The 23,518-nt window shown below is 65.0% G+C and carries 28 protein-coding genes; 17 read left to right on the top strand and 11 right to left on the bottom strand.

The window, feature by feature from the left end; genetic code table 11:
• Positions 1-19: 19 nt before the first annotated feature.
• Entirely contained in the window at positions 20-868 is an 849-nt protein-coding gene (locus tag ACFWVD_RS01630; RefSeq protein ID WP_379239977.1) for a patatin-like phospholipase family protein, read from the top strand.
• A 78-nt stretch (positions 869-946) separates the two neighbouring features.
• Positions 947-2,347: a class II fumarate hydratase gene (locus tag ACFWVD_RS01625; protein WP_379239976.1), complete on the top strand. Its 1,401-nt coding sequence runs from the start codon at positions 947-949 to the stop codon at positions 2,345-2,347.
• Positions 2,348-2,401: 54 nt separating this feature from the next.
• Here ACFWVD_RS01625 and ACFWVD_RS01620 read toward each other — a convergent pair whose 3' ends face one another.
• From ACFWVD_RS01620 to ACFWVD_RS01610, 3 genes are all read right to left on the bottom strand, one after another.
• A complete protein-coding gene (locus ACFWVD_RS01620; RefSeq protein ID WP_379239975.1) occupies positions 2,402-3,256 on the bottom strand; it encodes an acyl-ACP desaturase in 855 nt (284 codons plus the stop codon).
• 75 nt (positions 3,257-3,331) lie between these two features.
• The gene (locus ACFWVD_RS01615) at positions 3,332-3,952 is read right to left on the bottom strand and encodes an LGFP repeat-containing protein (protein WP_379239974.1); all 621 of its coding nucleotides are present in this window, start codon (positions 3,950-3,952) and stop codon (positions 3,332-3,334) included.
• 185 nt (positions 3,953-4,137) lie between these two features.
• Complete coding sequence (locus tag ACFWVD_RS01610; protein WP_379239973.1) at positions 4,138-5,493, bottom strand: PhoH family protein; 1,356 nt, start codon at positions 5,491-5,493, stop codon at positions 4,138-4,140.
• A gap of 269 nt (positions 5,494-5,762) precedes the next feature.
• On the opposite strand from ACFWVD_RS01610, the gene ACFWVD_RS01605 reads away from it, so the two are divergent.
• The gene (locus tag ACFWVD_RS01605; protein WP_379239972.1) at positions 5,763-6,035 is read left to right on the top strand and encodes a hypothetical protein; all 273 of its coding nucleotides are present in this window, start codon (positions 5,763-5,765) and stop codon (positions 6,033-6,035) included.
• 1 nt (position 6,036) lies between these two features.
• On the opposite strand, the gene ACFWVD_RS01600 is transcribed toward ACFWVD_RS01605, so the two are convergent.
• Together ACFWVD_RS01600 and ACFWVD_RS01595 are read right to left on the bottom strand one after the other, a co-directional pair.
• Positions 6,037-6,444, bottom strand: coding sequence for a limonene-1,2-epoxide hydrolase family protein (locus tag ACFWVD_RS01600; protein ID WP_379239971.1), 408 nt, complete (start codon positions 6,442-6,444; stop codon positions 6,037-6,039).
• 38 nt (positions 6,445-6,482) lie between these two features.
• On the bottom strand, positions 6,483-7,184 hold the full coding sequence (locus ACFWVD_RS01595; protein WP_379239970.1) for a TetR/AcrR family transcriptional regulator: 702 nt from the start codon (positions 7,182-7,184) through the stop codon (positions 6,483-6,485).
• A 104-nt stretch (positions 7,185-7,288) separates the two neighbouring features.
• Here ACFWVD_RS01595 and ACFWVD_RS01590 point away from each other — a divergent pair, with 104 nt between their 5' ends.
• Entirely contained in the window at positions 7,289-8,470 is a 1,182-nt protein-coding gene (locus ACFWVD_RS01590; protein WP_379239969.1) for an FAD-dependent monooxygenase, read from the top strand.
• A gap of 27 nt (positions 8,471-8,497) precedes the next feature.
• Here the strand turns inward: ACFWVD_RS01590 and ACFWVD_RS01585 are convergent, their stop codons facing one another.
• Positions 8,498-8,770 carry a helix-turn-helix domain-containing protein gene (locus ACFWVD_RS01585; protein WP_379239968.1) on the bottom strand — a complete coding sequence of 91 codons (273 nt, stop codon included), beginning with the start codon at positions 8,768-8,770 and terminating at the stop codon, positions 8,498-8,500.
• Between the two features lie 161 nt (positions 8,771-8,931).
• Between ACFWVD_RS01585 and ACFWVD_RS01580 the strand changes: the two genes are divergently transcribed.
• The 10 genes from ACFWVD_RS01580 (at position 8,932) to ACFWVD_RS01535 (ending at position 17,485) form a co-directional block, all read left to right on the top strand.
• Complete coding sequence (locus ACFWVD_RS01580) at positions 8,932-10,503, top strand: hypothetical protein (RefSeq protein ID WP_379239966.1); 1,572 nt, start codon at positions 8,932-8,934, stop codon at positions 10,501-10,503.
• On the top strand, positions 10,500-11,270 hold the full coding sequence (locus ACFWVD_RS01575; protein WP_379239965.1) for an ESX secretion-associated protein EspG: 771 nt from the start codon (positions 10,500-10,502) through the stop codon (positions 11,268-11,270). The genes ACFWVD_RS01580 and ACFWVD_RS01575 overlap by 4 nt, the downstream gene beginning before the upstream one ends.
• Positions 11,267-11,644, top strand: a complete 378-nt coding sequence (locus tag ACFWVD_RS01570; RefSeq protein ID WP_379239964.1) for a hypothetical protein — start codon at positions 11,267-11,269, stop codon at positions 11,642-11,644. The genes ACFWVD_RS01575 and ACFWVD_RS01570 overlap by 4 nt, the downstream gene beginning before the upstream one ends.
• Before the next feature lie 11 nt (positions 11,645-11,655).
• Positions 11,656-12,249: a DUF3558 domain-containing protein gene (locus ACFWVD_RS01565; RefSeq protein WP_379239963.1), complete on the top strand. Its 594-nt coding sequence runs from the start codon at positions 11,656-11,658 to the stop codon at positions 12,247-12,249.
• A gap of 18 nt (positions 12,250-12,267) precedes the next feature.
• Positions 12,268-12,606: a hypothetical protein gene (locus ACFWVD_RS01560; RefSeq protein ID WP_379239962.1), complete on the top strand. Its 339-nt coding sequence runs from the start codon at positions 12,268-12,270 to the stop codon at positions 12,604-12,606.
• A 56-nt stretch (positions 12,607-12,662) separates the two neighbouring features.
• Positions 12,663-13,898 carry a hypothetical protein gene (locus tag ACFWVD_RS01555; protein ID WP_379239961.1) on the top strand — a complete coding sequence of 412 codons (1,236 nt, stop codon included), beginning with the start codon at positions 12,663-12,665 and terminating at the stop codon, positions 13,896-13,898.
• Positions 13,891-14,490, top strand: a complete 600-nt coding sequence (locus tag ACFWVD_RS01550; protein WP_379239960.1) for a hypothetical protein — start codon at positions 13,891-13,893, stop codon at positions 14,488-14,490. The genes ACFWVD_RS01555 and ACFWVD_RS01550 overlap by 8 nt, the downstream gene beginning before the upstream one ends.
• 190 nt (positions 14,491-14,680) lie before the next feature.
• Positions 14,681-15,796, top strand: coding sequence for an RDD family protein (locus tag ACFWVD_RS01545; protein ID WP_379239959.1), 1,116 nt, complete (start codon positions 14,681-14,683; stop codon positions 15,794-15,796).
• A gap of 74 nt (positions 15,797-15,870) precedes the next feature.
• Positions 15,871-16,746 carry a hypothetical protein gene (locus ACFWVD_RS01540; protein WP_379239958.1) on the top strand — a complete coding sequence of 292 codons (876 nt, stop codon included), beginning with the start codon at positions 15,871-15,873 and terminating at the stop codon, positions 16,744-16,746.
• Positions 16,747-17,011: 265 nt separating this feature from the next.
• A complete protein-coding gene (locus ACFWVD_RS01535) occupies positions 17,012-17,485 on the top strand; it encodes a hypothetical protein (RefSeq protein ID WP_379239957.1) in 474 nt (157 codons plus the stop codon).
• Positions 17,486-17,568: 83 nt separating this feature from the next.
• Here the strand turns inward: ACFWVD_RS01535 and ACFWVD_RS01530 are convergent, their stop codons facing one another.
• Positions 17,569-17,967 carry a PIN domain-containing protein gene (locus tag ACFWVD_RS01530; protein WP_379239956.1) on the bottom strand — a complete coding sequence of 133 codons (399 nt, stop codon included), beginning with the start codon at positions 17,965-17,967 and terminating at the stop codon, positions 17,569-17,571.
• Positions 17,964-18,245: a hypothetical protein gene (locus ACFWVD_RS01525; protein ID WP_379239955.1), complete on the bottom strand. Its 282-nt coding sequence runs from the start codon at positions 18,243-18,245 to the stop codon at positions 17,964-17,966. Before ACFWVD_RS01525 ends, ACFWVD_RS01530 begins: the two co-directional genes overlap by 4 nt.
• A 94-nt stretch (positions 18,246-18,339) precedes the next feature.
• Between ACFWVD_RS01525 and ACFWVD_RS01520 the strand changes: the two genes are divergently transcribed.
• The 3 genes from ACFWVD_RS01520 to ACFWVD_RS01510 all read left to right on the top strand — a co-directional run bounded on the left by ACFWVD_RS01520 (position 18,340) and on the right by ACFWVD_RS01510 (position 20,251).
• Entirely contained in the window at positions 18,340-19,323 is a 984-nt protein-coding gene (locus ACFWVD_RS01520; RefSeq protein WP_379239954.1) for an LLM class F420-dependent oxidoreductase, read from the top strand.
• A gap of 312 nt (positions 19,324-19,635) precedes the next feature.
• Complete coding sequence (locus ACFWVD_RS01515; RefSeq protein WP_379239953.1) at positions 19,636-19,881, top strand: type II toxin-antitoxin system Phd/YefM family antitoxin; 246 nt, start codon at positions 19,636-19,638, stop codon at positions 19,879-19,881.
• Positions 19,868-20,251, top strand: coding sequence for a type II toxin-antitoxin system VapC family toxin (locus ACFWVD_RS01510; RefSeq protein WP_379239952.1), 384 nt, complete (start codon positions 19,868-19,870; stop codon positions 20,249-20,251). Before ACFWVD_RS01515 ends, ACFWVD_RS01510 begins: the two co-directional genes overlap by 14 nt.
• Before the next feature lie 19 nt (positions 20,252-20,270).
• Here the strand turns inward: ACFWVD_RS01510 and ACFWVD_RS01505 are convergent, their stop codons facing one another.
• The 3 genes from ACFWVD_RS01505 to glyA all read right to left on the bottom strand — a co-directional run bounded on the left by ACFWVD_RS01505 (position 20,271) and on the right by glyA (position 23,261).
• Positions 20,271-21,569, bottom strand: coding sequence for a hypothetical protein (locus tag ACFWVD_RS01505; RefSeq protein WP_379239951.1), 1,299 nt, complete (start codon positions 21,567-21,569; stop codon positions 20,271-20,273).
• Positions 21,570-21,573: 4 nt separating this feature from the next.
• Complete coding sequence (locus ACFWVD_RS01500) at positions 21,574-21,783, bottom strand: hypothetical protein (protein ID WP_379239950.1); 210 nt, start codon at positions 21,781-21,783, stop codon at positions 21,574-21,576.
• Positions 21,784-21,965: 182 nt separating this feature from the next.
• Positions 21,966-23,261 carry a serine hydroxymethyltransferase gene (glyA, locus tag ACFWVD_RS01495; RefSeq protein WP_379239948.1) on the bottom strand — a complete coding sequence of 432 codons (1,296 nt, stop codon included), beginning with the start codon at positions 23,259-23,261 and terminating at the stop codon, positions 21,966-21,968.
• Positions 23,262-23,518: the final 257 nt, after the last annotated feature.

Raw genomic sequence — 23,518 nt, 5'->3', positions numbered from 1 at the left:
GCGTCCCTATAGTCGAACTATGGCAACGCCCAGCACCGCCCTGGTCCTCGGCAACGGTGGCATCGCCGGTCTCGGCTGGCAGATCGGCATGATCGCCGGTCTGGCCGATGCCGGGATCGACCTGCGGTCGGCCGATCTGGTGATCGGCACGTCCGCGGGCGCGGTCGTCGGCGCGCAAATTCGCAGCAAGCTGTCGACCGAAGAGCTCTACAAACGGCAACTGGGGCCGCTGTTCGCCGAGATTCCCAACCGTCTCTCGGTGCGTCAGGTGGCACGGTGGGCGCTGCTGGCGCGCACCGCCCGCAGCGACACCAGTGCCGCGCGCCGGGTCGCGCGCGCCTCCCGCGGCACGTCGAAGATCGACCCGGTGCTGCGATTGGCCGCGGTGTCTTCGCGCCTGCCCGAACGCAATTGGCCCAAGCGCCCGCTATGGATCACCGCGGTCGACGCCCACACCGGGAAGCTGAAGGTTTTCGACCGCGACAGCCACGTGACCCTGGCCGAGGCGGTCAACGCCAGTTGCGCGATCCCGTTCGCGTGGCCCGCCGCGTCGGTCGGCGGCCACACCTACATCGACGGCGGGGTCCGTTCGCCGATGAATCTGGATCTGGCGAAAGGCTACGACCGCATCGTGGGCCTGGCGTCCAACGTGTTGTCCGGTCGCCGCAGCGGCCGGATCTCCAACCAGCTCGAGCACCTGGGATCGGCGAAGGTCACGGTGATCAACCCGGATGAGTTGTGCCGCAAGGCAATCGGGCCCAATGAACTCGACCCCACGCGCGTGCACGACTCCGCGGAATGTGGACGCAAGCAGGCCGCCGATTACGTCAACGAGGTGCGCGCGGTCTGGCCGGAGGACTCGGACTGAATATTCCTCGCGCGGCTGTGGGATTTCGCGCGGGTGTGTGGCCCCCCATCGGCGGCGATCTCGTCCTAGTGTCGAACTATGGCTGACGACGACGGGCAGTACCGGATCGAGCACGACACCATGGGGGAGGTTCGCGTCCCTGTCGACGCCCTGTGGCGGGCGCAGACGCAACGCGCGGTGGACAACTTCCCGATCAGCGGACGCGGCCTCGAACGCGCGCAGATCCGTGCGCTGGGCTTGCTGAAAGCCGCGTGCGCGCAGGTCAACAGGGATCTGGGCCTGCTCGACCCGGTGAAGGCCGACGCGATCATCGCCGCGGCCGGTGAGATCGCCGACGGCCGCCACGACGACCAGTTCCCCATCGACGTGTTCCAGACCGGCTCGGGCACCAGCTCCAACATGAACGCCAACGAGGTGATCGCGTCGATCGCCGCCCGCAACGGCGTGACCGTGCACCCCAACGACGACGTGAACATGTCGCAGTCGTCCAACGACACCTTCCCCACCGCGACGCATCTGGCCGCCACCGAGGCCGTGATCACCGAACTCGTTCCCGCCCTCGAGCATCTGCGCCTGGCCCTACAGGACAAGTCGCAGCAGTGGCGCACCGTGGTGAAGTCCGGACGCACCCACCTGATGGACGCGGTGCCGGTGACGCTGGGTCAGGAGTTCGGCGGCTACACCCGCCAGATCACCGCGGGCATCGAACGCGCGCTGGCCACGCTGCCACGGCTGGGCGAGCTGCCGATCGGCGGCACGGCGGTGGGTACCGGCATGAACGCACCCGCCGGATTCGGCGCGAAGGTCGTGGCAGAACTGGTGCGCACCACCGGAATTGATGCTTTGAGGGAAGCCCGCGATCACTTCGAAGCACAGGCCGCGCGCGACGGTCTCGTCGAAGCCTCCGGTGCGCTGCGCACCATCGCGGTGAGCCTGACCAAGATCGCCAACGACATCCGCTGGATGGGCTCGGGCCCGCTGACGGGCCTGGGCGAACTGCAGCTGCCGGACTTGCAGCCGGGCAGCTCGATCATGCCCGGCAAGGTGAATCCCGTTCTGCCCGAAGCAGTTACGCAGGTGGCGGTGCAGGTAGTCGGCAATGACGCCGCGATCGCGTTCGGCGGCGCGAGTGGCGCGTTCGAACTCAACGTCTACATCCCCGTGATGGCCCGCAACCTGCTGGAGTCGATTCGCCTGCTGGCCAACGTTTCTCGACTGTTCGCCGACAAATGCATCAGCGGCTTGGTCGCCAACGAGGACCACCTGCGCACCCTCGCGGAATCGTCACCGTCGATCGTCACCCCGCTCAACTCCGCGATCGGCTACGAGGAAGCCGCCGCCGTCGCCAAACAAGCTCTGCGCGAAAAGAAGACGATCCGGCAGACCGTCATCGATCGCGGCCTGGTGCCCAGCAAGCTCTCCCTCGAGGAACTCGACGCCAAGCTCGACGTGCTGGCCATGGCCGACGTCGACCGCTGAACGCGCAACGGCCGCCACCTCTTTCGAAGGTGACGGCCGTTCACGGGTCGAATATCAGGCCAGGTGCGCGAGTTCCGCGCGGGTCTTCTCGCCCTCTTCACTGAAATCGGTGCGGGAGAAGATGTTCCAGCGCTGCAGCAGCGGCTTGAACACCAGCTCGGCCTCGTTCGCGCGATCGTAGATGCCCGCGGCGGCCAGCGCCTCGTCACTGGAACCGCCACCGGGCAGATCCACGTGCGGCACCCGGAAATCCGCGATCCGGTCGGCGATGGCCCGCACGGCCTGATCGGGAACCAGATCCAGTGCCTCGCCCACGAGCGCGGCGAAGAACTCCGCCTGCAGCTCGTCGTCGGCGGCCAGCTTCTCCGCCATCGCGGTGACGGTCGGGTTCTCGCCCAGCGCGGCGGTGTTGCGATGCCGAACCGCGGCCGCGAGCTCTTCGAACGCGCAGGTGGCCAGCACGTCGATCAGGTGCATGGCGGGACGGTTGAACCCGTCGGTCATGTGCTGCATCCGGGCCCGCTCGAGCGCGACCGGGTCCACCGCACGCGTGAGCATGAGGTAGTTGCGGATCATGATCTCGTGGCGGTTCTCCTCGGCGGTCCACCGGCCGACCCAGCGCCACCAGGAACCGGTGCGCAGGTGCTTGCCGAGCTCACGGTGGTAGGACGGCAGATTGTCCGCGACCAGCACGCTCACGGTCAGCGCCAGCCGCGCGGTGTCGCTGAGCTCGGACTGCTCAGGGGTCCAGTCCTCGCCGCCCAGGAAGGCGAAGTTGCGCCCGTCCGACCACGGCACCTGCTCGTGCGGCTGCCAGGCGTCGGCTACCTCGATGTGCCGACGCAGGTTGGTTTCCACCACGTCGGCCAGCGAATCCAGCAACTCACGATCGGTCAAAGTTTTCTGCACCCAGACAACCTAGTACCTGGGCCGCGAGCGCGGGGACCTACGGGGTAACCGGGCCCCCGCGCGCAGGTACGGCTGCTACTTGGGTGTCACGGTGGTGACGCCGTTGACCCAGGTGATGGTGCCACCGGTGAAGTCGCTCTGCTTGCCGCCGGTGATGTCCTTCTCGTCGCTGGTCGGGTAGCCCAGCGTGCCGTTGGCGCCGCCGTTCTCCTCCCACGCCTCGCGGATGGCGCCCCAGACGATGTGGGCGCCGGAGTCCTTGCTCCAGTAGATGGTGCCGCCGGTGAAGTCCTGGTACTCGCCGCCGTCGGGGCCGGACTCCTGGGCTTCCTCGGGAGCGCCGAGCGGGCTGCTCGCGCCGCCTGCCGCCTTGTACTTCTTGTAGACCTCGCCGGAGATCGCGATGTCGCCGTTGGGAGTGGAGACCGTGGTCGACTCACCGGCCGCCCCGCTGGTGGTGGCCGAACCGGACGTGGTTTCCGAACCGGAGGTGGTTTCCGAACCCGGGGTGGTGGTCATGCCACCGGGCTCCGTGGTGGCGCTGCCACCCGGTGCACCCACCGCCGACGTCACCGAGGCGACGGCGTCCTTGGCCTTGTCCTTGTTCTCCTCGCTGCAGCCGGCAGCGAACAGCAGACCCGCCGCAGCCAGGACCGCGGCGCTCCCGGCAGCAGTACGTCGAGCGAAGTGGTTCATATCCATCCTCTCGCGAGTGGCCCCCGGGGGCGTACCCCCGACATGGAGCCTGGCCGACATCCGCAACGGCCCGGCAAAACGATGTTCGCCGAGCCGTTGCTGGATTGGTGTCGTCGCGGATAATACCCACTGTTTGCGGTAATCAAACGGATTCGGGCCTTGACGCGGCCCGATTGCCGGCTGATCTACGCGTTCGGACCGTACTCCTCGAGCATCTCGGTAACCAGCGCCGCGATCGGCGAACGCTCGCTGCGGGTGAGGGTGATATGCGCGAAAAGCGGGTGGCCCTTGAGCTTTTCGATCACCGCGGCCACCCCGTCGTGCCTGCCCACGCGCAGGTTGTCGCGCTGGGCGACGTCGTGGGTGAGCACCACCCGCGACCCCGTGCCAAGGCGGCTCAACACGGTGAGCAACACGTTGCGTTCCAGCGACTGCGCCTCGTCCACGATCACGAACGAATCGTGCAGCGACCGCCCGCGAATGTGGGTCAGCGGCAACACTTCGAGCATGTCGCGACTGAGCACCTCCTCGAGCACCTCACGGCTGGCCAGCCCGTCGAGCGTGTCGAAGACAGCCTGAGCCCACGGGCCCATCTTCTCGCTCTCCGAACCCGGCAGATAGCCCAGCTCCTGCCCGCCCACCGCGTACAGCGGCCGGAACACGACCACCTTGCGCTGGGTGCGCCGTTCCAGCACCGCCTCGAGCCCCGCGGTCAACGCCAGCGCCGACTTTCCGGTACCCGCGCGCCCACCCATCGACACGATGCCGATGCTCTCGTCCAGCAGCAGGTCCAACGCGATCCGCTGTTCGGCCGAACGCCCGTGCAACCCGAAAGCCTCACGCTCGCGCACCAATTGGATCCGCTTGTCGGCGGTGACCCGACCCAGTGCGCTGGAGCTGCTGCCCAGCAGGCGAACGCCGGTGTGGCACGGCAACTCTCGTGCCTGATCCAGGTCGATCACCGAATCGGTGTAGAGCTGGTCGATCTGCGAGCCGGTCACGTCGAGTTCGACCATGCCGCTCCAGCCCGACGTCACCACGTCCTGCGCGTGGTATTCGTCCGCGGCCAAACCGACCGCGCTGGCCTTCACCCGCAGCGGAATGTCCTTGGACACCAACACCACATCCGCGCCCTCGGCCGAGAAGTTCAGCGCGCAGGCCAGAATGCGGGAATCGTTGGTGTCGGAACGGAATCCGGCGGGCAGTACCGAGGAATCGGTGTGGTTGAGCTCGACCTGCAGGGTGCCGCCTTCGGTGCCGATCGGCAGCGCCTGATCGAGCCTGCCGTGCTTGACCCGCAGGTCGTCGAGCATGCGCAGCGCTTCGCGGGCGAACCAACCGAGCTCGTGGTGGTGACGTTTTGCCTCCAACTCACTGATCACGACCAGAGGTAGGACCACCCTGTGTTCACCGAACCGGGTCACGGCCCAGGGATCGGACAGCAGGACGGAAGTGTCGACGACGAACGTGGTTTTCGCGGCTTTCTCGGAGGTAGGGGCCGTGTGCTTCGCGGAAGCGGAAACGGAGCGTGTAGCAGTCACGGTGGGCTCCTTAGGTGTTCGCACGGCACCCGCGCGAACGATCTCGCTGGACCGGCCGGTCCTGGTGGGGGTTGATGTTGACGTCAACCGCCCCGAGGGCCAGGTGCCGGCCCTCTCGCACTGAGTAGCTCAGTCACGGTCAGGACCTCCCGTACGAATCACACCGACGCGACTCGCATCTCCGACGCTACCGCCCAATTCGTGCCCGCGCTGCCGGACCGGCACAGGTGTGTCGTGAATTTGTCGTTAACGACGGCTACCATGCAGACATGGCCGATGACCAGGATCTGAACGAGCTGTCGTCGAAGGAACTACACGACCGCGCGGTGAAAACAGCCGTGCGTCACGGCGACGTGAAATTCCTGTGGGAACTGCTCAAGTCGATCCCCGCGGCCCAGGCCGAAGCGGGCGATCTGGGCGAGAGCTCGGCCGACATCAAATACGTGTTACCGATGCTGGACGACTACATCCACGCCGGCGACGGCAAGCTCGCCGACGTGCTGCGCCCCACCTACCTGGACTACCTGCGCAAGCACCAGTAATTCAGCGGCCGGTAATCGCCTTCACGACGCCGACCAGGGTGCCGCGCAGAACATTGCCCTTGCTGAAGTGGTCGTCCCACAACACGATTCGCCCGTCGCGCAGTTCGAAGGTGCCGGTCACCCAGAAGCCGATCCGCACCGGACCCACGTGCAGATAGTCGGTGCGATCGGTGAGCACGATGTCGCCGTCGGCCGCGATATGGTGCATGTCGGCGGAGAACCCGAGCTTGGGCCGATTCAGTCCGCGCAACAGTTTGGCGACCCGGTTCTTGCCGCGCACGGTGGGCAGCGAGGTGTTCTTCCAGACGATCGCGGGGTCGAGTAGCTCGACCGCCTCGTCGACCACGCCGAGTTCGAGCGCGCCGAAGAATTCGCGCACGGTGATGACGGCGGGCTGTTCATCGCTCATGCGTCGAGCCTAGGGCGCTGATCGCCGTGAGACCAGGGTCAGCTTCGCTGGTCGATCAGCACGGCCAATCCGTCGAGAATGCGGTCGACACCGAAGCGAAGGGCGTCGTCGGGCCCGCCCTTCCCCGCCGGTGCCACGGCCTCCTCGGCGAAAGCGGCACGGACCTGCGGATACCGGTCGGCGGCGGCGACCATCATCTCGGTGAACTGCTGCTCACCACCGTCGGTCATCGACGCGACCTGCTGGGCCAGGTTGCGGGCGTGACCGTTGAGCAGCACGATCGCGTCGAGTTTTTCCGAGCCGGACAGTCCGGTCCCCGCCTGAGCGGCCAGCGCGGCCTCGGTCCATCCCATCTCGTTCGGGCCGAAGGGGCGCACGCCGAGGGTGAGTTCGATCGCCCACGGGTGCGCGCGGTATCGGTCGAAAATCGCTTCGACCCAGGCACGCAGCGCGACCCGCCAATTCCGCTGTCCCCCACCGATATCCGGCGGTTCGCCCATCGCGGCATCGAGCATCAGCGCGGTCAGCTGTTCCTTGCCCGGCACATACCGGTACAGCGACATCTTGGTGAAGCCCAGCCGCTGCGCCAACCGCTGCATCGACAGCGCGGACAGCCCTTCGGCATCGGCGAGCACGATGGCCTCGGCGACGATCCCGTCGAGGGTGAGCGCGGGCTTGGGCCCACGCTTGGGACGCTGCGCGGTTCCCCACAGCAGCTCGACGGTGGTCGGCGGCGGCATCTGCCCATCCTCTCCTGAAAACCCCTTGACGGGAAACTGTGTCTACCATACGCTAATTTGTATCCACCGGACACAGATTCCCGGTCCCTAGTCAGGAGCTCCCCATGCGCACTGTTCTCATCTCCGGCGCCGGCGTCGCGGGCACCGCCCTCGCCTACTGGCTGCACCGCTACGGCTTCGCTGTCACCGTCGTCGAGCGCTCCCCCGCGTTGCGCGCAGGCGGCCAGGCTGTGGATTTCAAGGGCAAGACCCACCTCACGGTGCTGGAACGCATGGGCATCCTCGACGACGTCCGCGCCCGCCGCACCGGCACCACCGACCTGGTCTTCGTCGACGACAGCGGCCACGAACTCGCCGTCATGTCGGGCGAATTCACCGGCGGCGACCTGGAGATCCTGCGCGGCGACCTGGCCGAGATCATGTACGAAAAGACCGCCGACACAGTCGAATACGTCTTCGGCGACACCATCACCGACCTGCACGACACCGGTGACGTGGTGGCTGTGCGATTCGAGAACAGCCCACCCCGCACCTTCGACCTCGTCCTCGGCGCCGACGGAATCCATTCCCGCGTAAGGAAATTGGCCTTCGGCCCCGAATCCGACTACGTCGCACACCTGGGCTACTACTACTGCGTGGCAGGCACCCGCTCGAGCGACCCGACCACCGACAAAGCAACCGGCCACGCCCACAACACCCCCGGCAAACTCGCCGTCGACGGCGGCCCCAAAGCCCCCCAGATGTACCTGTTCGCCTCCCCCGAACTCGACTACCCCCGCAACGACCCCGCCGCCCAACGCCGGATCATCACCGAAACCTTCACCGACATGGGCTGGCACACCCCCCGAATGCTCACCGACCTCACCGATTTCGACGACATCCACCTCGACTCGCTCAGCCAGGTCCGCATGAACGGCACCTACACCCGAGACCGCACAGCCCTCATCGGCGACGCCGCCTACGGAAACACCCTGGCAGGCTTCGGAACCGGCCTCGCCATCGTCGGCGCCTACGTCCTAGCAGGCGAACTAGCCTCCGCCACAGACGATCACGTGACGGCATACGACAACTACAACCGAATCATGAAGCGCTACGCCAAAATAGCGGGCAACAGCAACACCGGCCCCTTCCTGGCCCCCAAAACGCCCCGAGGCATCAAACTCCGCAACTGGTTCCTCGGCTCCCGCCTGTTCACCGTGATGATGAAGTACGGCGACAAAGCCGCCAACGACATCGACCTGCTCGACTACCCGACACTGGCCGAAACCGCACCCCACGTGAACTGAAGCGTCGCCCACACGGCAATCTCGGCGTCAGCTCGCGCTTCGTCCGAACATCACGTCGACGAGGTCGGGCACCGTCGTGTTCAGGGCCGTGCTCAGCCCGATCAGCGTCGAGAACCGCGGGTTCGGCGGCTTCTTCGTCGTGCGATTGCCCATGCCGTTCTCGAGCAGTTGGTAGTAGTTGCGACTGATGCCCGCGGCTTCCGCCACCGCCTCCTGAGTGAGGCCGCTGGCCTCGCGCAGAGTCGCCAGGTGCTGCCCCAAAATCGCCATGAGCTGCTTCTCGACGGCGGATTCGGACATCTCCATGAGGTTTCCGAGGGATCGCTCTCGCGTCGACCATCTATAGATGGCATTATGTGCGCGACTGGCCGATGCCATCTATAGATGGCCTGTCGGTGGGGCGTGGGGGCGATCCGCGGTCGCCGCGAACGCCTCCGAATCACCTGTGGGAGGGGCACGAAATGACCGGTGACAATCCGCCATCCAATCCGCTTTTTCCGTTCATCAATCTCGACCCGGCGGCGCTGACCGCGGTGTTTCCGAACAACCAGAAGGTCATCGACGCGCTGACGCGGACGCAGTCGATCGATCAGGCGCTGCGCGACAAGTCGGCGGGAACCGATCCCGACTATGTGAAGACCGTCGACCAGTTCGACGGCCTCTCCCACCAGCAGATCTACGACGGCGTCCACGGCAAGAACGGCCAGGGTGGCATGAGCATCACCACCATCAACACCCTGCGCGAAACCTGGAACACCATCGACACCGAGCTCACCCGGATCGCGACCACCCACCAGACCAAGGCCAATGCGCTACTGGCACACGGGGAATGGGCCGGCGCCAGCGGTGATTCCGCGCGCGCCGGGATCGCCGCGCTCAACACCTCGATCCAGCAGATGGCCCAGGTGTGCGAGGCGATGAAAACTCGCCTCGACATCGTCGGACCCGCCGTGGAGGCGATCCGGATGGCCGTGCAGGCACCGACCGCGCAGATCGTCGCGGCCAAACCCGACGACCACTACATCCAGGTCATTCCCGGCCTGACCAACCCGGTGGTGGCGACGGTCGACCGGCAGGCGCAGCGGCAAGCGGAACTGGACACGCAGGCGACCATGAATCGGATCTACACCCCGACCATCCCGCCGACCGGGTCGGGGGTGCCGTCCTACTCGGTGGTGCCCGGCGGACCAGGGTCCGGTGGCGGACCGGACGGTTCCGGAGGTGGGTCGCCGGGCGGTGGTTCGCCGGGCGCGGGGTCGCCATCGGCGGGCAGTCCGACCGCTGAAACACCAATGGCGCCAGAGACTCCCGTGGCCGAGGAACCGAGCAGCCCGACCTCCCCCACGTCCGACGACTCACCGGCAGCGGAAAGCCCCAGCACAACACCCACGGGAACCGACGACACGTCCCCGGCGAGCACCGAACCGGCGTCAACCGCACCCGCTGCCGCGAACCCAGCAGGAGTCAGCTCCCCGCTGGGCGGCACCGGCTCCCCCTCGGGCGGCACGGGTTCACCGCTCGGCAGCGGCGGTTCACCCGGCGGTCTCGGCTCGCCAGGTGCGGCGGTGCCGGGTCAGCCCCAATCACCAGGTGTAGGAGCAACTCTCGCGCCAGGCGGGTCCGCGGCGGGTTCGCGCGTAGGCGGACCCGGCATGGGCATGATGCCGGGCGCAGGGGCAGGCGCAGGCCGCAAGCCCGGCGACGACGATTCCGAACACGGCTCCCCCGACTACCTACGCCGCGTGCAGCCCGAATTGTTCGACACCACACACGTTCTCGCCGGAGTCATCGGCGCCGACCTCGAGCCGAGCGAACCAACCCCGACCACCACCGCAGCACCCATTGCCGCACCCCCGGTCGCATCCCTGCTCGACCAGCCGATCGAAACCGAAAGCGCCCCAGCGATTTCCACTCCAAGCCGGTCAGCGATCGAACCCACCGCGCCAACCCTGCCACCCGAGGTCGCGGCCCTACTCGCCCAACACGGCACGACGGAGCCAGCCCCCGCCGGAAGCGAGCGCACCGACCGATGACCCCCACCTGGACCCTGACCAGCGACGAATTCGACTGGGTCTGGCGCCGAGAAACCCGCTTCGACGACGCCTACGACCACCCCGACCCCCTAGCGGTCCGCACCACCCCCACCACCGCGGACGCCGCCGACAAACTACGAACAGTCCTGAGCGAACGCTTCCCCCGAGGCGGCGACCAAGGCCTGTCCGCGGTCTTCACCATCATGTCCAACGCCGACACCCGAGTGGCCAGCGTCAGCACCATCGGCAACACCGAGATCCGCAGCCACGGCGCAGCCCTGGACGGCCTCGGTGTCGTTGCCGCACAACGCATCACCCCCGACGGTGGCAGCGATATCCGCCTAGCCCTGGTCTCCCGAGCACTGGTCCCCGCCCACCTGGCCGCCATCCTGCCCAAAGCCGACCCCGGCGGTGCAGGCCCGATGCTCGGCTACACCCCGCGAGTCCGCGGCGAAGAACAACAAACCCACTGGACCCGCGACGCCCAAGGCCGCCTCCCCGTCGACGAACGCATCCGCAAACTCATGCGCCTGACCCGCAGCGCCGAAGGCTATTTCGTCATAGAACGCGACCCCGGCACCCACCGCCCCACCCAATACCTGAGCTGGATAGACATCCCCCCAGGCCAATTCGCCGGCGGCCGCTACCTCATCGACGTCAACGACAACGACACCACCGTCACCCCCGCCGACCCCACGGTCCTCGCCCGCGAACTCAGCAAACGCGGCTACTTCCACTCGACGCCGAAACGACAGGATGAACGATGAGCATCGAAATCGACTACGGCCAGGCGCAGATTTCCGCGTTCACCCAGTCCGCGCGTGCGGGTGAGTTCAGTTTTGACCCGGCTGCGGCAATGGCGGTTGTGTCGTTGTACGACAACATGGTTCGCGACCTTATCGCCGTTCGAAGGCACTTCGACGAGGCGCGTCGCGTCAGCGGATTCGGCGGATTCCCCTCAGCCATAGAACTCCAGGAGGGGTTCATTACGAAGGCAACCGACGGTCTCGGTGTGATCACGCAGCTGATCGACGCGGCAATGCAAATGCAAGAGGGGCTGCTCCGCGCTGCGAACAAGATCCAGGAAGCCGACGTGCTCAACGGCCAACGACTCGCGATGCTCCAACCCGAAACCGCCTAGGAGCACCGGCAATGCGGAACCACACAGCACTGGGAGCGTCTCTGATCTGCGGCATGGCGCTTGCCGCGTGTTCGCCAACGACGCCCACAGGCAGCCCCTCCGAGGCCGATCCGAAAGTTGCGATCGTCTCACCGGTCGCACCCGCACCGAGCCAACCATCGGGCGGACGCCAGCCGGTCGCCTTCGACCCTTGCAGCAAAATCGATGACGCTGTTCCCGCTGCTCTCGGATTCGATCCGACGACAAGGAAACGGGGCGATTTCGTTTTCGACGACTACGCATTCATCGGCTGCCAGTTCTCGCGGAAGGAAGCAGTCCGTGGCCAGCCGCTCGAGGTCGGTACGTTGACCATCTCCTCGACGAATATCACTCTCGACGAGATGCGTGCCCGTAACTACGAAGGGGCGCGGCCGACGACGGTCAACGCTAGAGAAGCGCTGTTCAGCACCAGCCGTGCCGCGGAGGCCTGCAATATCGCATTCACGGGCCCTGACGCAACGATCGATGTGCGCGTGGACAGCTCGGCCGCCTTCACCGACTGGGTCGGCTGCGACCACATAGACGAAGCCGCCCGCACCGTCGAAGCCGCTCTACCATCGAAATAGCAGAAAAGGGGAGGGAACATGGCAGGAATCTTCCAGGCCGACATAGACCTACTGAACAAAACCGTCCAATCACTACGCAACTCAGAGCAAGTCCTCACCGACGCCATGAAGGCCATGTCGAAGGACAGCAAAGCTGACATCGGCACCACCACGCTCAACGAGTCCGCCGACAACTTCCAACGCCGGTGGGAGTACGGTATCGAGCGAATCTGTGAGTCCGCCAAGGTCACCGCCGATGGTGTAGCGAAATGCAGCACCGCGTACCAGGAACTCGACAACACCATGGCGGTAGTCATCAGCGCCACGGGCGACCAGCTCGACCCGACAGTGCCCACGCCGGGGGTGACCGGACGATGACTGGAAACCCATACCCGAATATCGGATTCAATCCGGCCCCAGGCGACGCGACACAAGTGGCGACCCTCGGAGTCAAGGTCAAGGCGGCAGCCGACGCGGTCACCGAAACCAACGCCCTGCTCAACCGCCTGCGCAACAACAACGACGACGTCTGGAAAGGCGATGCGGGCCAGGCCTTTCGCGACAATTTCGACGCGACCCTGTCGCAAGACCTCGGCCGCGCCCAGTTCGCGCTTCAGGGAGCATCCGACCTGATCACCACGTGGCACGCGGACCTCGTCGGCTTTCAGGACACCGCCAAAGGCCTGGAAACCGAAGCCGCAGCAGCCCGCGCCGAACACGGCCAAGCCGTCACCGCACTTCAACAGGCCAAGACCAACCCAGACCTCGGCCTCGCGAACCAAACCTTCACCGATTCAGCGCAATTGGCCGCCGCACAGTCCCGCCTCGACGCAGCCAGCTCCAAGCTGACCGCCGCCGTCACAGCCGTCAACAACTGCCAAACCGCCATCGACGCGATCATCGCCCGCGCGACCAGCCTGCAAACCAACCACACGGTGAAGGCCAGAGCCATCGCCACCGAACTCGACGCCGCCGCCAACTTCTCCCCGAGCGAGCCGGACAAGAGCATCTGGGACTCGATCGCGGACTGGTTCAAGGACAACCAGGAGGCAATCCACGACACGTTGGCCGCGACATCCGCGATCACCGGACTGCTGGCGCTGGTCACACCGCCTCCGATCAGCATTGCCTTCGGCGCTGTCGCGCTGGCCAGCGGGCTCGGCGCGCTGGGGATGAACGCGCTGAACCCCGAGGTTCGGGATGCGCTCGGCGACGTCGCGGACCTCGACTTCAATAAGGAAGCTCTCACAACGCTGGGCACAACCGTCGGCACCGACACCCTGTCGGTTCTGCCCGGAGTCGGCGGGGTCATCAAGGGTTCCAAAGTATTCTTCGCAGAAGCTGACACCGCGGTCGCGGCCGCGAACGCGGCGACCGACACCGCATCCTCAGCGTCGAAGTTCAGTCAGGTCATGACCGCGTTCGGCGACGGCGCACAGAGTCCCGGCATTGCGACGAAGATACTGGACGGCGTGGGATCAAAAATTCCTTCTGGTTCTCTCGGCGTCCAGACTGCCGGCATGTTCCAGGACTTCAGTCAGGCGAGCACGCACGCGGCCAGCGTGGGTACAACCGTCGGCGGAGTCGAACTGCTGTCGAGAGCAGCCAAAGCCGGGTACGGAATGACCGTAGCCGGCGACCTGATCGGCGGGTGGTACAGCAATGACTGATCAACCGATCAGCGTCGCGATTCCCGACGGCTACAACGCGATCCCGCTGGGCGATGTCGTCGCCCACGCCGACCTTGTCCACGCGATAGGCGACGGCACGCGGCCCGACAGCGTGTCATTCCTCTCCGCGATCACGACTTTGTTGGAATCCTTGGTCGCGAACGGCACACGGTACTGCGGAATCGGCGCTCACCTCCTCCCGGACGGTGAACCGTTGTACTCCTGCCTGACCGTGACAGTGGGCGATACTGTAGGCGGCCAACGCAATCCGCGCTTGGTATTGTCGGACCTCGTTCAATCCAGAAGCGTCGACGGCACCCTCGGGCTGTCCGCACTGGTTGAAACCGACACCCACCCGGTGCTGTTCACCGAGAAGGTCGGCTCCGTGATACCGAGTCAGCCCGCAGGAAGCCGAGCTCCCGCCGTGTATCAACTCCAAGCCGTTGTTCCTTCGGAGGACGGGAGATCACTCGTCGCGATCGAATTCTCCACGCCGGATGTCGAGCGGGGTATCGCCTGTCGCAAAATGATTTCCGATATGGCCCGCTCGGTGACATTCCGACCGCAAGTGGGATCGAGCTTGAACCTGTGATGTGGATCCGATGACGTATTCCGAAAGCTTGCCTATGCCAACGAATTCCTCGTTGTCACAGAACATGGATGCACCACTCCCCAGGGCATGGACAACCCCACGAACCCTGTGGACCCTGACGTGGACCACACTGCGCTCGCTGGCGGTTCTCGCCTGTGGCATTGCGTGCGTACCCGCGTTTTACCATTCGATGATCCTGTCTGAATCGGCTTATCTTGCAGCACAACGTGAGTCCCACAACGAGGACGCGCTCTTCTACTTTTTCGCGTTCCTTCCATTCACTATCACCGGCGTCGTGATGGTTCGTACCTCTGTTCGTCGCTTGTGGGCAGCACGGCATCGCTGGCAGGTATGGCATATCGAAACTCATCGCCCACAAATCCAGGAATGGGTTCACCTGATCGATGATCATGGAACCGTTGCCGCCACCCTTGTGTTGCGAAGGTGGATCTCTCGTACCTTCCAACGCGAAGATGAGGTCGTCTGGTTTGCCGGCCATCCGACAAAGGCCGGACTGATCGCGAAGCCCGGTGGCGCGCAGACTCGGTTGGCCTACCGATCGCTGTTCTACACACCATCTCCGTTCGGCAGTACGATCACGCCGCGCATCGCGGAGCCAACCATGCTGTCCAAGCCCCGGCCGAGCACGGCGCCAAACGAATTCACCCTCGAACGGAACGGCAATCAGACGGTCATGCGACCGCCGCGTGGCCATCCACAGGGCCCCCTTTATGGCGGCCTCGACGACGATCGATTCCCCTCCCCACGCAAGCTTCGACGAACGCTCGCCTATCTGCTCGATGTTGTTCTCCACGTGGCGATAGGCGCGGGCGTCTATCTCGCCGTCACCCCGGCACTCCAATCCGCAGTCAGTAGCCACGACTGGCACAACCTGCCGATCGATTGGTTCGCGGTGATCTGCTGTGCGGTGCTCGTATCGTTCATCGACCGGGTCATCGTCCAAGCCATCGCCCACACCACCATCGGTAAGGCCTTCTTCGGCCTGGTCATCATCGACCGCGACACCGGCCGCTATCCACGTTTTCGCTGGCTGCTTGCCTCCTGGTTGGTCAGCGGCCTCCTGGCGATTCAGCTTCCGTTCGCACTGATCGAACTCGGTGGCATCGGGCCTGAGCGCCCGGAGCGGTACATGCTGCCCGCAGTCCGCCGTCGCGATGTGCGAGCCGGCGCACCGAACCGCGAGAATCCGCTGACCGACAACCCTCCCGCTGATTCCGATCAATCGAATGGCCCGGGGATCCAGGATGCTTTCGGCGACGGCGTCATCGGTCCTGTGCCACGATGACCGCGAAACAGCCCGAATGACTCGCTCGCGGCGTTGGACGTTGCGACCCGACCTGTCTGGATCCAACCCTGACTATGCAACCAGAACTCTATGCCTGGCACCTACCCCCAAGGCAGTTGCGTCGTCGCATCGTGCTGCTAGCCATGGTGACATGCATTGCCGCGCTATGCACCATAGGAACCATCGCGATGTGGTGCAGCGGCGATCCCATGGCACGAACCCTCTCGAAGTATCTGGCCGCGTTCGGCGCCAGTTGGTTCATCCTGCTCGCACTGGCAATCACCCCACATCTGTCGTCGATTAATCGACGACCGGTTCGAACAGGTCAGATAGACGGACAAGACTCGACAATCGTCGCCGGTTCACGAACATATTTTTGGCTCACACAAGCCCTGTTCGCCTGCTACGCAGTGATGCTCCTCGTTGCAGCAGTGGAGATCGTGGCCGCATCAGCATGGAACGCGTACTGGCACTTCATCTTGTTCTGCATCGGGACCGGACTCGTACTCGCGGTATTGCCGATCCTCGCGCTGTTCAACCGCGTTCGACCGAGCAAGCTGGTACTGACTCCGGAAATAATCGCACACTGCGACTGGACCTCGGCAACAGAACTTCACTGGGACGATTTGGACCGTGTAATAACGTCCACTGTCCAGCTACCCATGGATCGTCGCCCGCTCATCAATATCGTCGGCCTGTCGGGCGCAAGATGGAGCCATCGCTACTACATGCCCTATTCGATCGTCCGCGGCAAGCCGAATCCGCTGTGGACCATGGATAGCCCACCCCATACAGGGTGGATCACGTTGGAATGTGCACGATTCGCTGTCGATCGGACTGCGTTGTATCGGTACCTCGCGTTCTATGCGGAGAATCCCGCGTCGCGAAAAGAACTCGGAACGCAATCCGGGCTGGATCGATGGCACGCTACCGAAGGCACCACTCGATGAGCGATATTTCCCCGCCACCGGCCCCTGTCGCGGCGATCCTTGCGATTCAGCTGGAGCACGGCAACCAGGCAGGGGTTTCATCGTGACAGGTCGACCTGGGCGAAGATATACTCTGCCCCGGATCCTGGCTGTCACATTGGTTCTCATTGCTGTTGCAATACCGACCATCTGGTGGACCGCGGTAGCTCTCGAGCCCCGGTCATCGGCGGGCGCTAGACCAGATACGTCGAATGCACCGTCCACCCATTGCGTACTTCCGGAGTCAGTGCTGTCGCAAACTGAGACACCGAACTTCCTCTCGTTCCAAGATGTTCGCCAGGGCCTCGACGGCGATGGGCTCGCCTTCGACGGGTCCTGCACCTGGGGCCAATACACCGACGGTGTCGATAACCGACAAGTGCGCTGGGACTTCTATCGATTCGATGGGATAGATGGCCCCCAGCGGGCATCGAGCAAATATCAGGAATATGTCTATAATCGAGGGCCTCAGTACAAGGTCGCCGATTTCGACCAGCGTGACGTCGACGGGTTCACAGGCCCAGCACATGTCAAGCGTCTCGACAACGGGGTATTCGACACGTGTGAAGTTCGACTAATGGTCGTGGAGTCGAACCGACTCTTGGTCGTCGAGTTCAGTGCACAAGACAAGTTCCTGTGGTGGAAATGGCCTACATCGCACGATAAGACCGAAGCACTCGCCAACCTGGTCGCCCGAGAGATCATCCAGCGGAATTGGTAGCCGGGACGAATGCCACAGCATCGTGCACGACGGCATCATCGACAACCACGAGCGAGGATAGCCTCCGCAGCGAGGGAACGATTTCAGACCTTCTCGACTCGCACCCGCGGATGCGCTGAGGTCAGCTTCTCGATGTCGTCGACATCGGAGGTCAAGATCACCACAGACCCTTGGACCGACAACGCCGTTGCGCAGAGCATCGCGTCAATCGCGTACTTGTGCCCGTGCAGGCCCGCGCTTTTCAGCAGGGCCGCAGCCGAGTAGGCCAGGTCCTGGGTGACCGGCTCGGTTCGCAGCCGGGACAAAGTCCACCGCAGGGCGGCATCGTCGATTTTCGGGTGAATCACCTCGACCAACACCGCCGCGGACGTGAGGACCGGCAGATCTGACCGACGCGCGGCCGTCAGCCAATCTTGGACCTCACGATCCCGGCACACAGCTTTGGACAAGGCTTCGCAGTCGAGTACCAGCGCGCCGCTCACGCAGCATCCGTGGCCGCGCCATGTGTGCCGGCGCCCAATCGAGACTGCTTGTCCGCCACCGCATCCGGGTCCGACGGACCGTTTACCCGTTCGAAGTCCGCGATCAGCTCGTCGAGGTTGTCCCGCTCGATTTGTCGTTGGGCAGCACGCTCCAGATACGCCGAAACCCCGCGCTTGCCCACCCGAGCGCGGATCGCTTGCAGGGTACCGGCGGTCAGGGTCACGGAGATGCCATCCGCAGGACCCTCGCCTGGCACGAAGTCAGAGTCATCACTCATGAACCCAGTATGCCATTCAAAATGCTATTCGCCCAAGCTTGGGTCGATAGCTGCTCTTGACTTGGAGTGCACTCCAGGTCCTATCGTCGATGACATGAGCATTCGCCTCGGTTATCAGATGCCCAACTTCGGCAACACCTCGTCGGTGCGGGAGCTGTTTCCCGCGGTGATCGCGCAGGTCAGGGAGGCGGAGGCGGCGGGGTTCGATGCTGCTTTCGTGATGGATCACTTCTATCAGCTGCCGTTGATCGGGGCGCCCGAGGAGCCGATGCTCGAGGCTTACTCGGCATTATCCGGCTTGGCTACGGCAACTGAGCGAATTCAGTTGTCCGCCTTGGTGACTGGGAATACGTACCGGAATCCGGCGCTGCTGGCCAAGACCGTGACCACGCTCGATGTGGTCAGTGGTGGGCGGGCGGTGCTCGGGATCGGGGCGGGGTGGTTCGAGTTGGAGCATCGGCAGTACGGGTTCGAGTTCGGGACGTTCACCGAGCGGTTCGAGCGCCTGGACGAGGCGTTGCAGATCATCACGCCGATGCTGCGCGGGCAGCGGTCCACCTTCGACGGTCAGTGGTATCGCACCGAGAACGCGATGAACGAGCCGCGCGTCCGCGACGACCTGCCGATTCTGCTGGGCGGCGGTGGCGAGAAGAAGACTTTCGGGATGGCTGCACGGTTCGCCGATCACCTCAACATCATCTGCAACGCTTCCGAGCTGCCGCGCAAACTCGATGCGCTGCACCAACGTTGCGATGAGGCGGGCCGCGACCCTGCCACCCTCGACACCAGCTTCCTCGCCCTGGTGATTGTCGACGAGGACGGCGATCGGGCCCGAAAGATGCAGTCCGACAGTCTGTCCCGTCTCGGAATCGACCTCTCGTCGTTGTCCGAAGCCGAACGCCGCGCCACCGTCGCCGACCGCCAATTCGTCGGCACCCCAGAGGAAGTCGCCGAACAGGTTCAAACCCGAGTGCTCGACAAAGGGATCGACGGGATCATCGTGAACATGATCGCCAACGGTCACGAGCCCGGCGTGATCGACCGAGTCGGTCAGGCTCTGCGCCCCATGGTGAACTGAGCGTTGTCCACAATCGCGGAAGTTATCCACAGAAGCCCTGTTCACGGCGACCACGGCAGCACCTTGTCCACGGTTCGGCCACGGACGCGTGGTCCAGTCGATATCGCGGGCCGTATACGCCGTCGACCTCGCCGACGCGTCGTTTCGTTGGAAGCTGGCGACCGATGTCGACCTGAGTCTGATCGCCCGGCTGGGATTCCAGCTCGATCCACGCGAGCTGGGACGCGACCGACGTCATCGATTCGTGGCGCTAAGTCCGCGAGCCCCTGCTTGCATAGACTAAGTTGAACTAAGTCCGGTAGAATCCGAGGAATGACGACGGTTAACATCCACGAAGCGAAGACGCACCTGTCGAGGCTGCTCGAGCGGGTGTCCAAGGGCGAGCGGATCGTGATCTCCAAGGCAGGTCATCCCATCGCCGACCTTGTGCCGCATCGAAGCGCCCCGGTTACCATCGGCGGCCTGCGTGGCCAACTCACCTACGACGACGCGGCGTTCGATGTCGACGCGGACATTCAGCGGATGTTCTACGGAGACGACGCCGATGCTTCTGCTTGACAGCCAAACCGCACTGTGGACGCTCGATGGCAATCCTCGACTGGGAGCCGCCGCTCGTCAGTCGATTTCCACCACCGCGGAGGTCTATGTCTCCGCGGCGTCGGTGTGGGAGCTGACAATCAAGTCGATGCTGGGCAAACTCAGCATTCCGCCTGCGTTCACCGAGTTGCTGACCACTCAGGGCCTGAGCGTTCTCGACGTCACCGGTGAGCATGCTGAGGGCCTGCGCGAGTTCCCGGAACTGGCCAAGCACGACCCATTCGACCGGTTGATCGTTGCTCAAGCCAACTGCGAAGGGCTCCAACTCCTTACCGCAGACCATGTGCTACTCGACATGAATCGCGATTTCATCACGGACTCGAGAAGGTAGCGAGCGGCTGTGGCGGCTGTCACCACGACGCGAAGTGGTCTTCTCCCCGTTGACGGATCTGCTGGCGACGACGGAAGAACACTTCTTCCGGGGTGACCGTGGTGAGCGCTTCGGTGATGCGGCTCAGGCGGGTGTCGTAGCGGTTTTCGCGGATGTGGCGTTCGATGCCCGCTTGCCATTCGGGGGTGAGGCGGGACCAGATCTCGGCGACGCGGGATTGGGCCGCGGGTTCTGATTCGGCGAGCAGTTGCAGCAGGGCCGGCCAGTAGGTGGCGTCGGTGGCGTGGGCGGGCAGGGCTGCCACCGAGGCTTCGTCGAGTTCGGCGAGGGTGGCGGCGATGTGGCGGCGGGCCGGTTCGCTCAGGCGGGCCGACAGGGCGAACAGGCCGCGCCAGGGGTCGGCTTCGTCTTTGCCGTCGAGGGATCGGACCAGCGCGCCGAGGATGCCGGTGTCGGCGAACTGTGGGTTCACCGAAAGTGCCCACAGGGCAACAGGATTGAGTCTGCCGATCACGGTGAGCAGGGCGGGTGACGCGTTGCGGTCGACGGCGGTGCGCAGGAATCGGCCGACCTCGTGGGCAGTGCCGCGGCCGAAGAAGATGTCGCCGAGGGTGGCAGCGACGGCGGGGTCGACCTTGCAGAACAGGGCCAGCATCGCGTGGTGCAGGGTGGGCGGTCCGGCCAGTACGGTTTGCAGCATCCCCGGAATGCGTTGGCGGGGGCCGCTCAGCAGTTGGCGCACGATCTGGCTCAGCGTGTGGGCGGGGTAGGAGTAGGCGGCGGTGAAGATCAGGCCCGCGTCGTCGAGCACGGACTGTTCCAGCGCCGCGATCAGCGGTTCGTTCACCACCGAGAGGAACCGGGCCGCGGTCACGTAGTCGCGTCGGCGCAGCAGTTCGTTGATGATCAACGTGATCGGCTCGGGTCTGCCGTAGCGCATCAACTGTTCGAAGACGTTCGGGTCGAGGAACGGGGCACCGTCGGCCGCGTAGATGGCATCGACCGCGCACAACGCTTGCGCGCATTTCTGCGGATGGTGGATGCCGACCGCGCCGAGGAACCGGGCCGCGAGCACCGGCGGCACCACCCGCTCGAACAGCGCGACGCCGAGGCCGACCGGAAAGATCGGCACCAGCGGGCGGACGCGTCGGAAGGTCTCCGCGTGCTCGGCGTGCAGCGATCGCAGGATCTGCTCGTGCATCGCCGAAAGATGCACCGCACCGAGGCGAGCCAGCGGTGCGAGATGTTGCGGCGGCACGTGCAGAGTGCGCGCGAGGACGACGAGTTGGGTCTGGGCTTCCAGTTCGGTTTCGATCATCGCGTCAGCGCCCGAAGATCATCTTGCGCGTGACGGTGCGCAGGGAAGCAGGCATCGCGGTCATCGCGGCATCGATGGACCGATTCAACGCCCGCACCTCGTTCGACCGCACCTCACGGAACAGCTCGAGCAGCTCCTTGGCCTCGGCCTCGGACAACAACTCGAACGCGTGCACCGCGCCGACCTCACGCGCCAGCTCACGCCGATATTCCATACGCACTGACCATGCCGTATTTCAGTAGCCCCGTAGGCAATTCGCCAAATCTTTGTGTGTTCCGACAATCACACCCCCCCACCCTGTGTCGCGGCGACGCAGAGCCACCACCCGACGGGTCACCCGAGAACACGACAGCCCCGCTGAATGATCAGCGGGGCTGTCGGGTAAAGACTTTCGGCTCAGCCGAGCAGGCGCCAGTCTTCCAGGCCCTGGTAGAGCGGGACGCTCTGGGCCAGGCGGGAGACGCGGGCGCGCAACGACTCGGTGTCGGCGGTGCCTGCCAGGGCGGCGGCGATGATGTCGGCTACCTCGGTGAATTCGGTGTCGCCGAAGCCGCGGGTGGCCAGGGCGGCGGTGCCGATGCGCAGGCCGGAGGTGACCATTGGGGGGCGCGGGTCGAAGGGGACGGCGTTGCGGTTGACGGTGATGCCTACCTCGTGGAGCAGGTCTTCGGCCTGCTGGCCGTCGAGTTCGGAGTTGCGCAGGTCGACCAGGACCAGGTGGACGTCGGTGCCGCCGGTGAGCACGGACACGCCCTTGGCCTTGACGTCCTCGCCGAGCAGACGCTCGGCCAGGATGCGGGCGCCGGACAGGGTGCGGACCTGGCGGTCGGCGAACTCGTCGGTGGCGGCGATCTTGAACGCGGCGGCCTTGGCGGCGATCACGTGCATGAGCGGGCCGCCCTGCTGGCCGGGGAACACCGCGGAGTTGAGCTTCTTGGCGAATTCCTGCTTGGCCAGGATCAGGCCGGAGCGGGGGCCGCCGAGAGTCTTGTGCACGGTGGAGGACACGACGTCGGCGTAGGGCACCGGCGACGGGTGCAGACCGGCGGCGACCAGGCCGGCGAAGTGCGCCATGTCGACCCACAGGTAGGCGCCGACCTCGTCCGCGATCTCTCGGAATCGCGCGAAGTCCTGGTGACGCGGGTAGGCCGACCAACCGGCGACGATCACCTTCGGCTTGGCCTTCAGTGCGATGTCACGCACCTCGTCCATGTCGATGCGGTGGTCTTCCTTGGACACGCCGTAGGAGTGCACGTCGTAGAGCTTGCCCGAGAAGTTCAGGCGCATGCCGTGGGTGAGGTGACCGCCGTGCGCGAGGTCCAGGCCCAGCAGGGTTTCGCCCGGCTCCATCAGCGCCATCAGCACCGCGGCGTTGGCCTGCGCGCCGGAATGCGGCTGCACGTTGGCGAACTCGGCGCCGAACAGTTCCTTGGCCCGGTCGCGAGCCAGGGTCTCCACCACGTCGACGGCCTCGCAGCCACCGTAGTAGCGGCGGCCCGGGTACCCCTCGGCGTACTTGTTGGTGAGCACGGAGCCCTGCGCCTGCAGGACCGCGCGCGGCACGAAGTTCTCCGAGGCGATCATCTCGAGGGTGTCGCGTTCGCGGGCGAGCTCGCCCGCCATCGCGGCGGCCAACTCGGGATCGAGCTCACCGAGAGACTGGGTATTCACCGAAGCGGTCGTCTGCGTCACGACCGCAAGTCTATGGGCCGGGTACCGCGCGCCCAGCACGGGGATAGCGCAACACCGGTGCGGACGCCACCGGAGAGACCCAGTTCACACCGGCGAACTGATGCGTCTGACCAGGTTCGATAGCCGTCGAACAGGGCGAAAACCGTAACGGCGCGACCCGCGGGCACCGATGACACGGGTATGAACTTCGCACCCGTAGGACCGCTGGAAGCGTTCTGGATGGCGGTTCAGCAGCTGATCTGCACCTGGACCGGCGG

The sequence above is a fragment of the Nocardia sp. NPDC058666 genome, assembly GCF_042714895.1.
Taxonomy (GTDB): Bacteria; Actinomycetota; Actinomycetes; order Mycobacteriales; family Mycobacteriaceae; genus Nocardia.
This window is presented reverse-complemented; position numbering and strand designations above follow the sequence as displayed.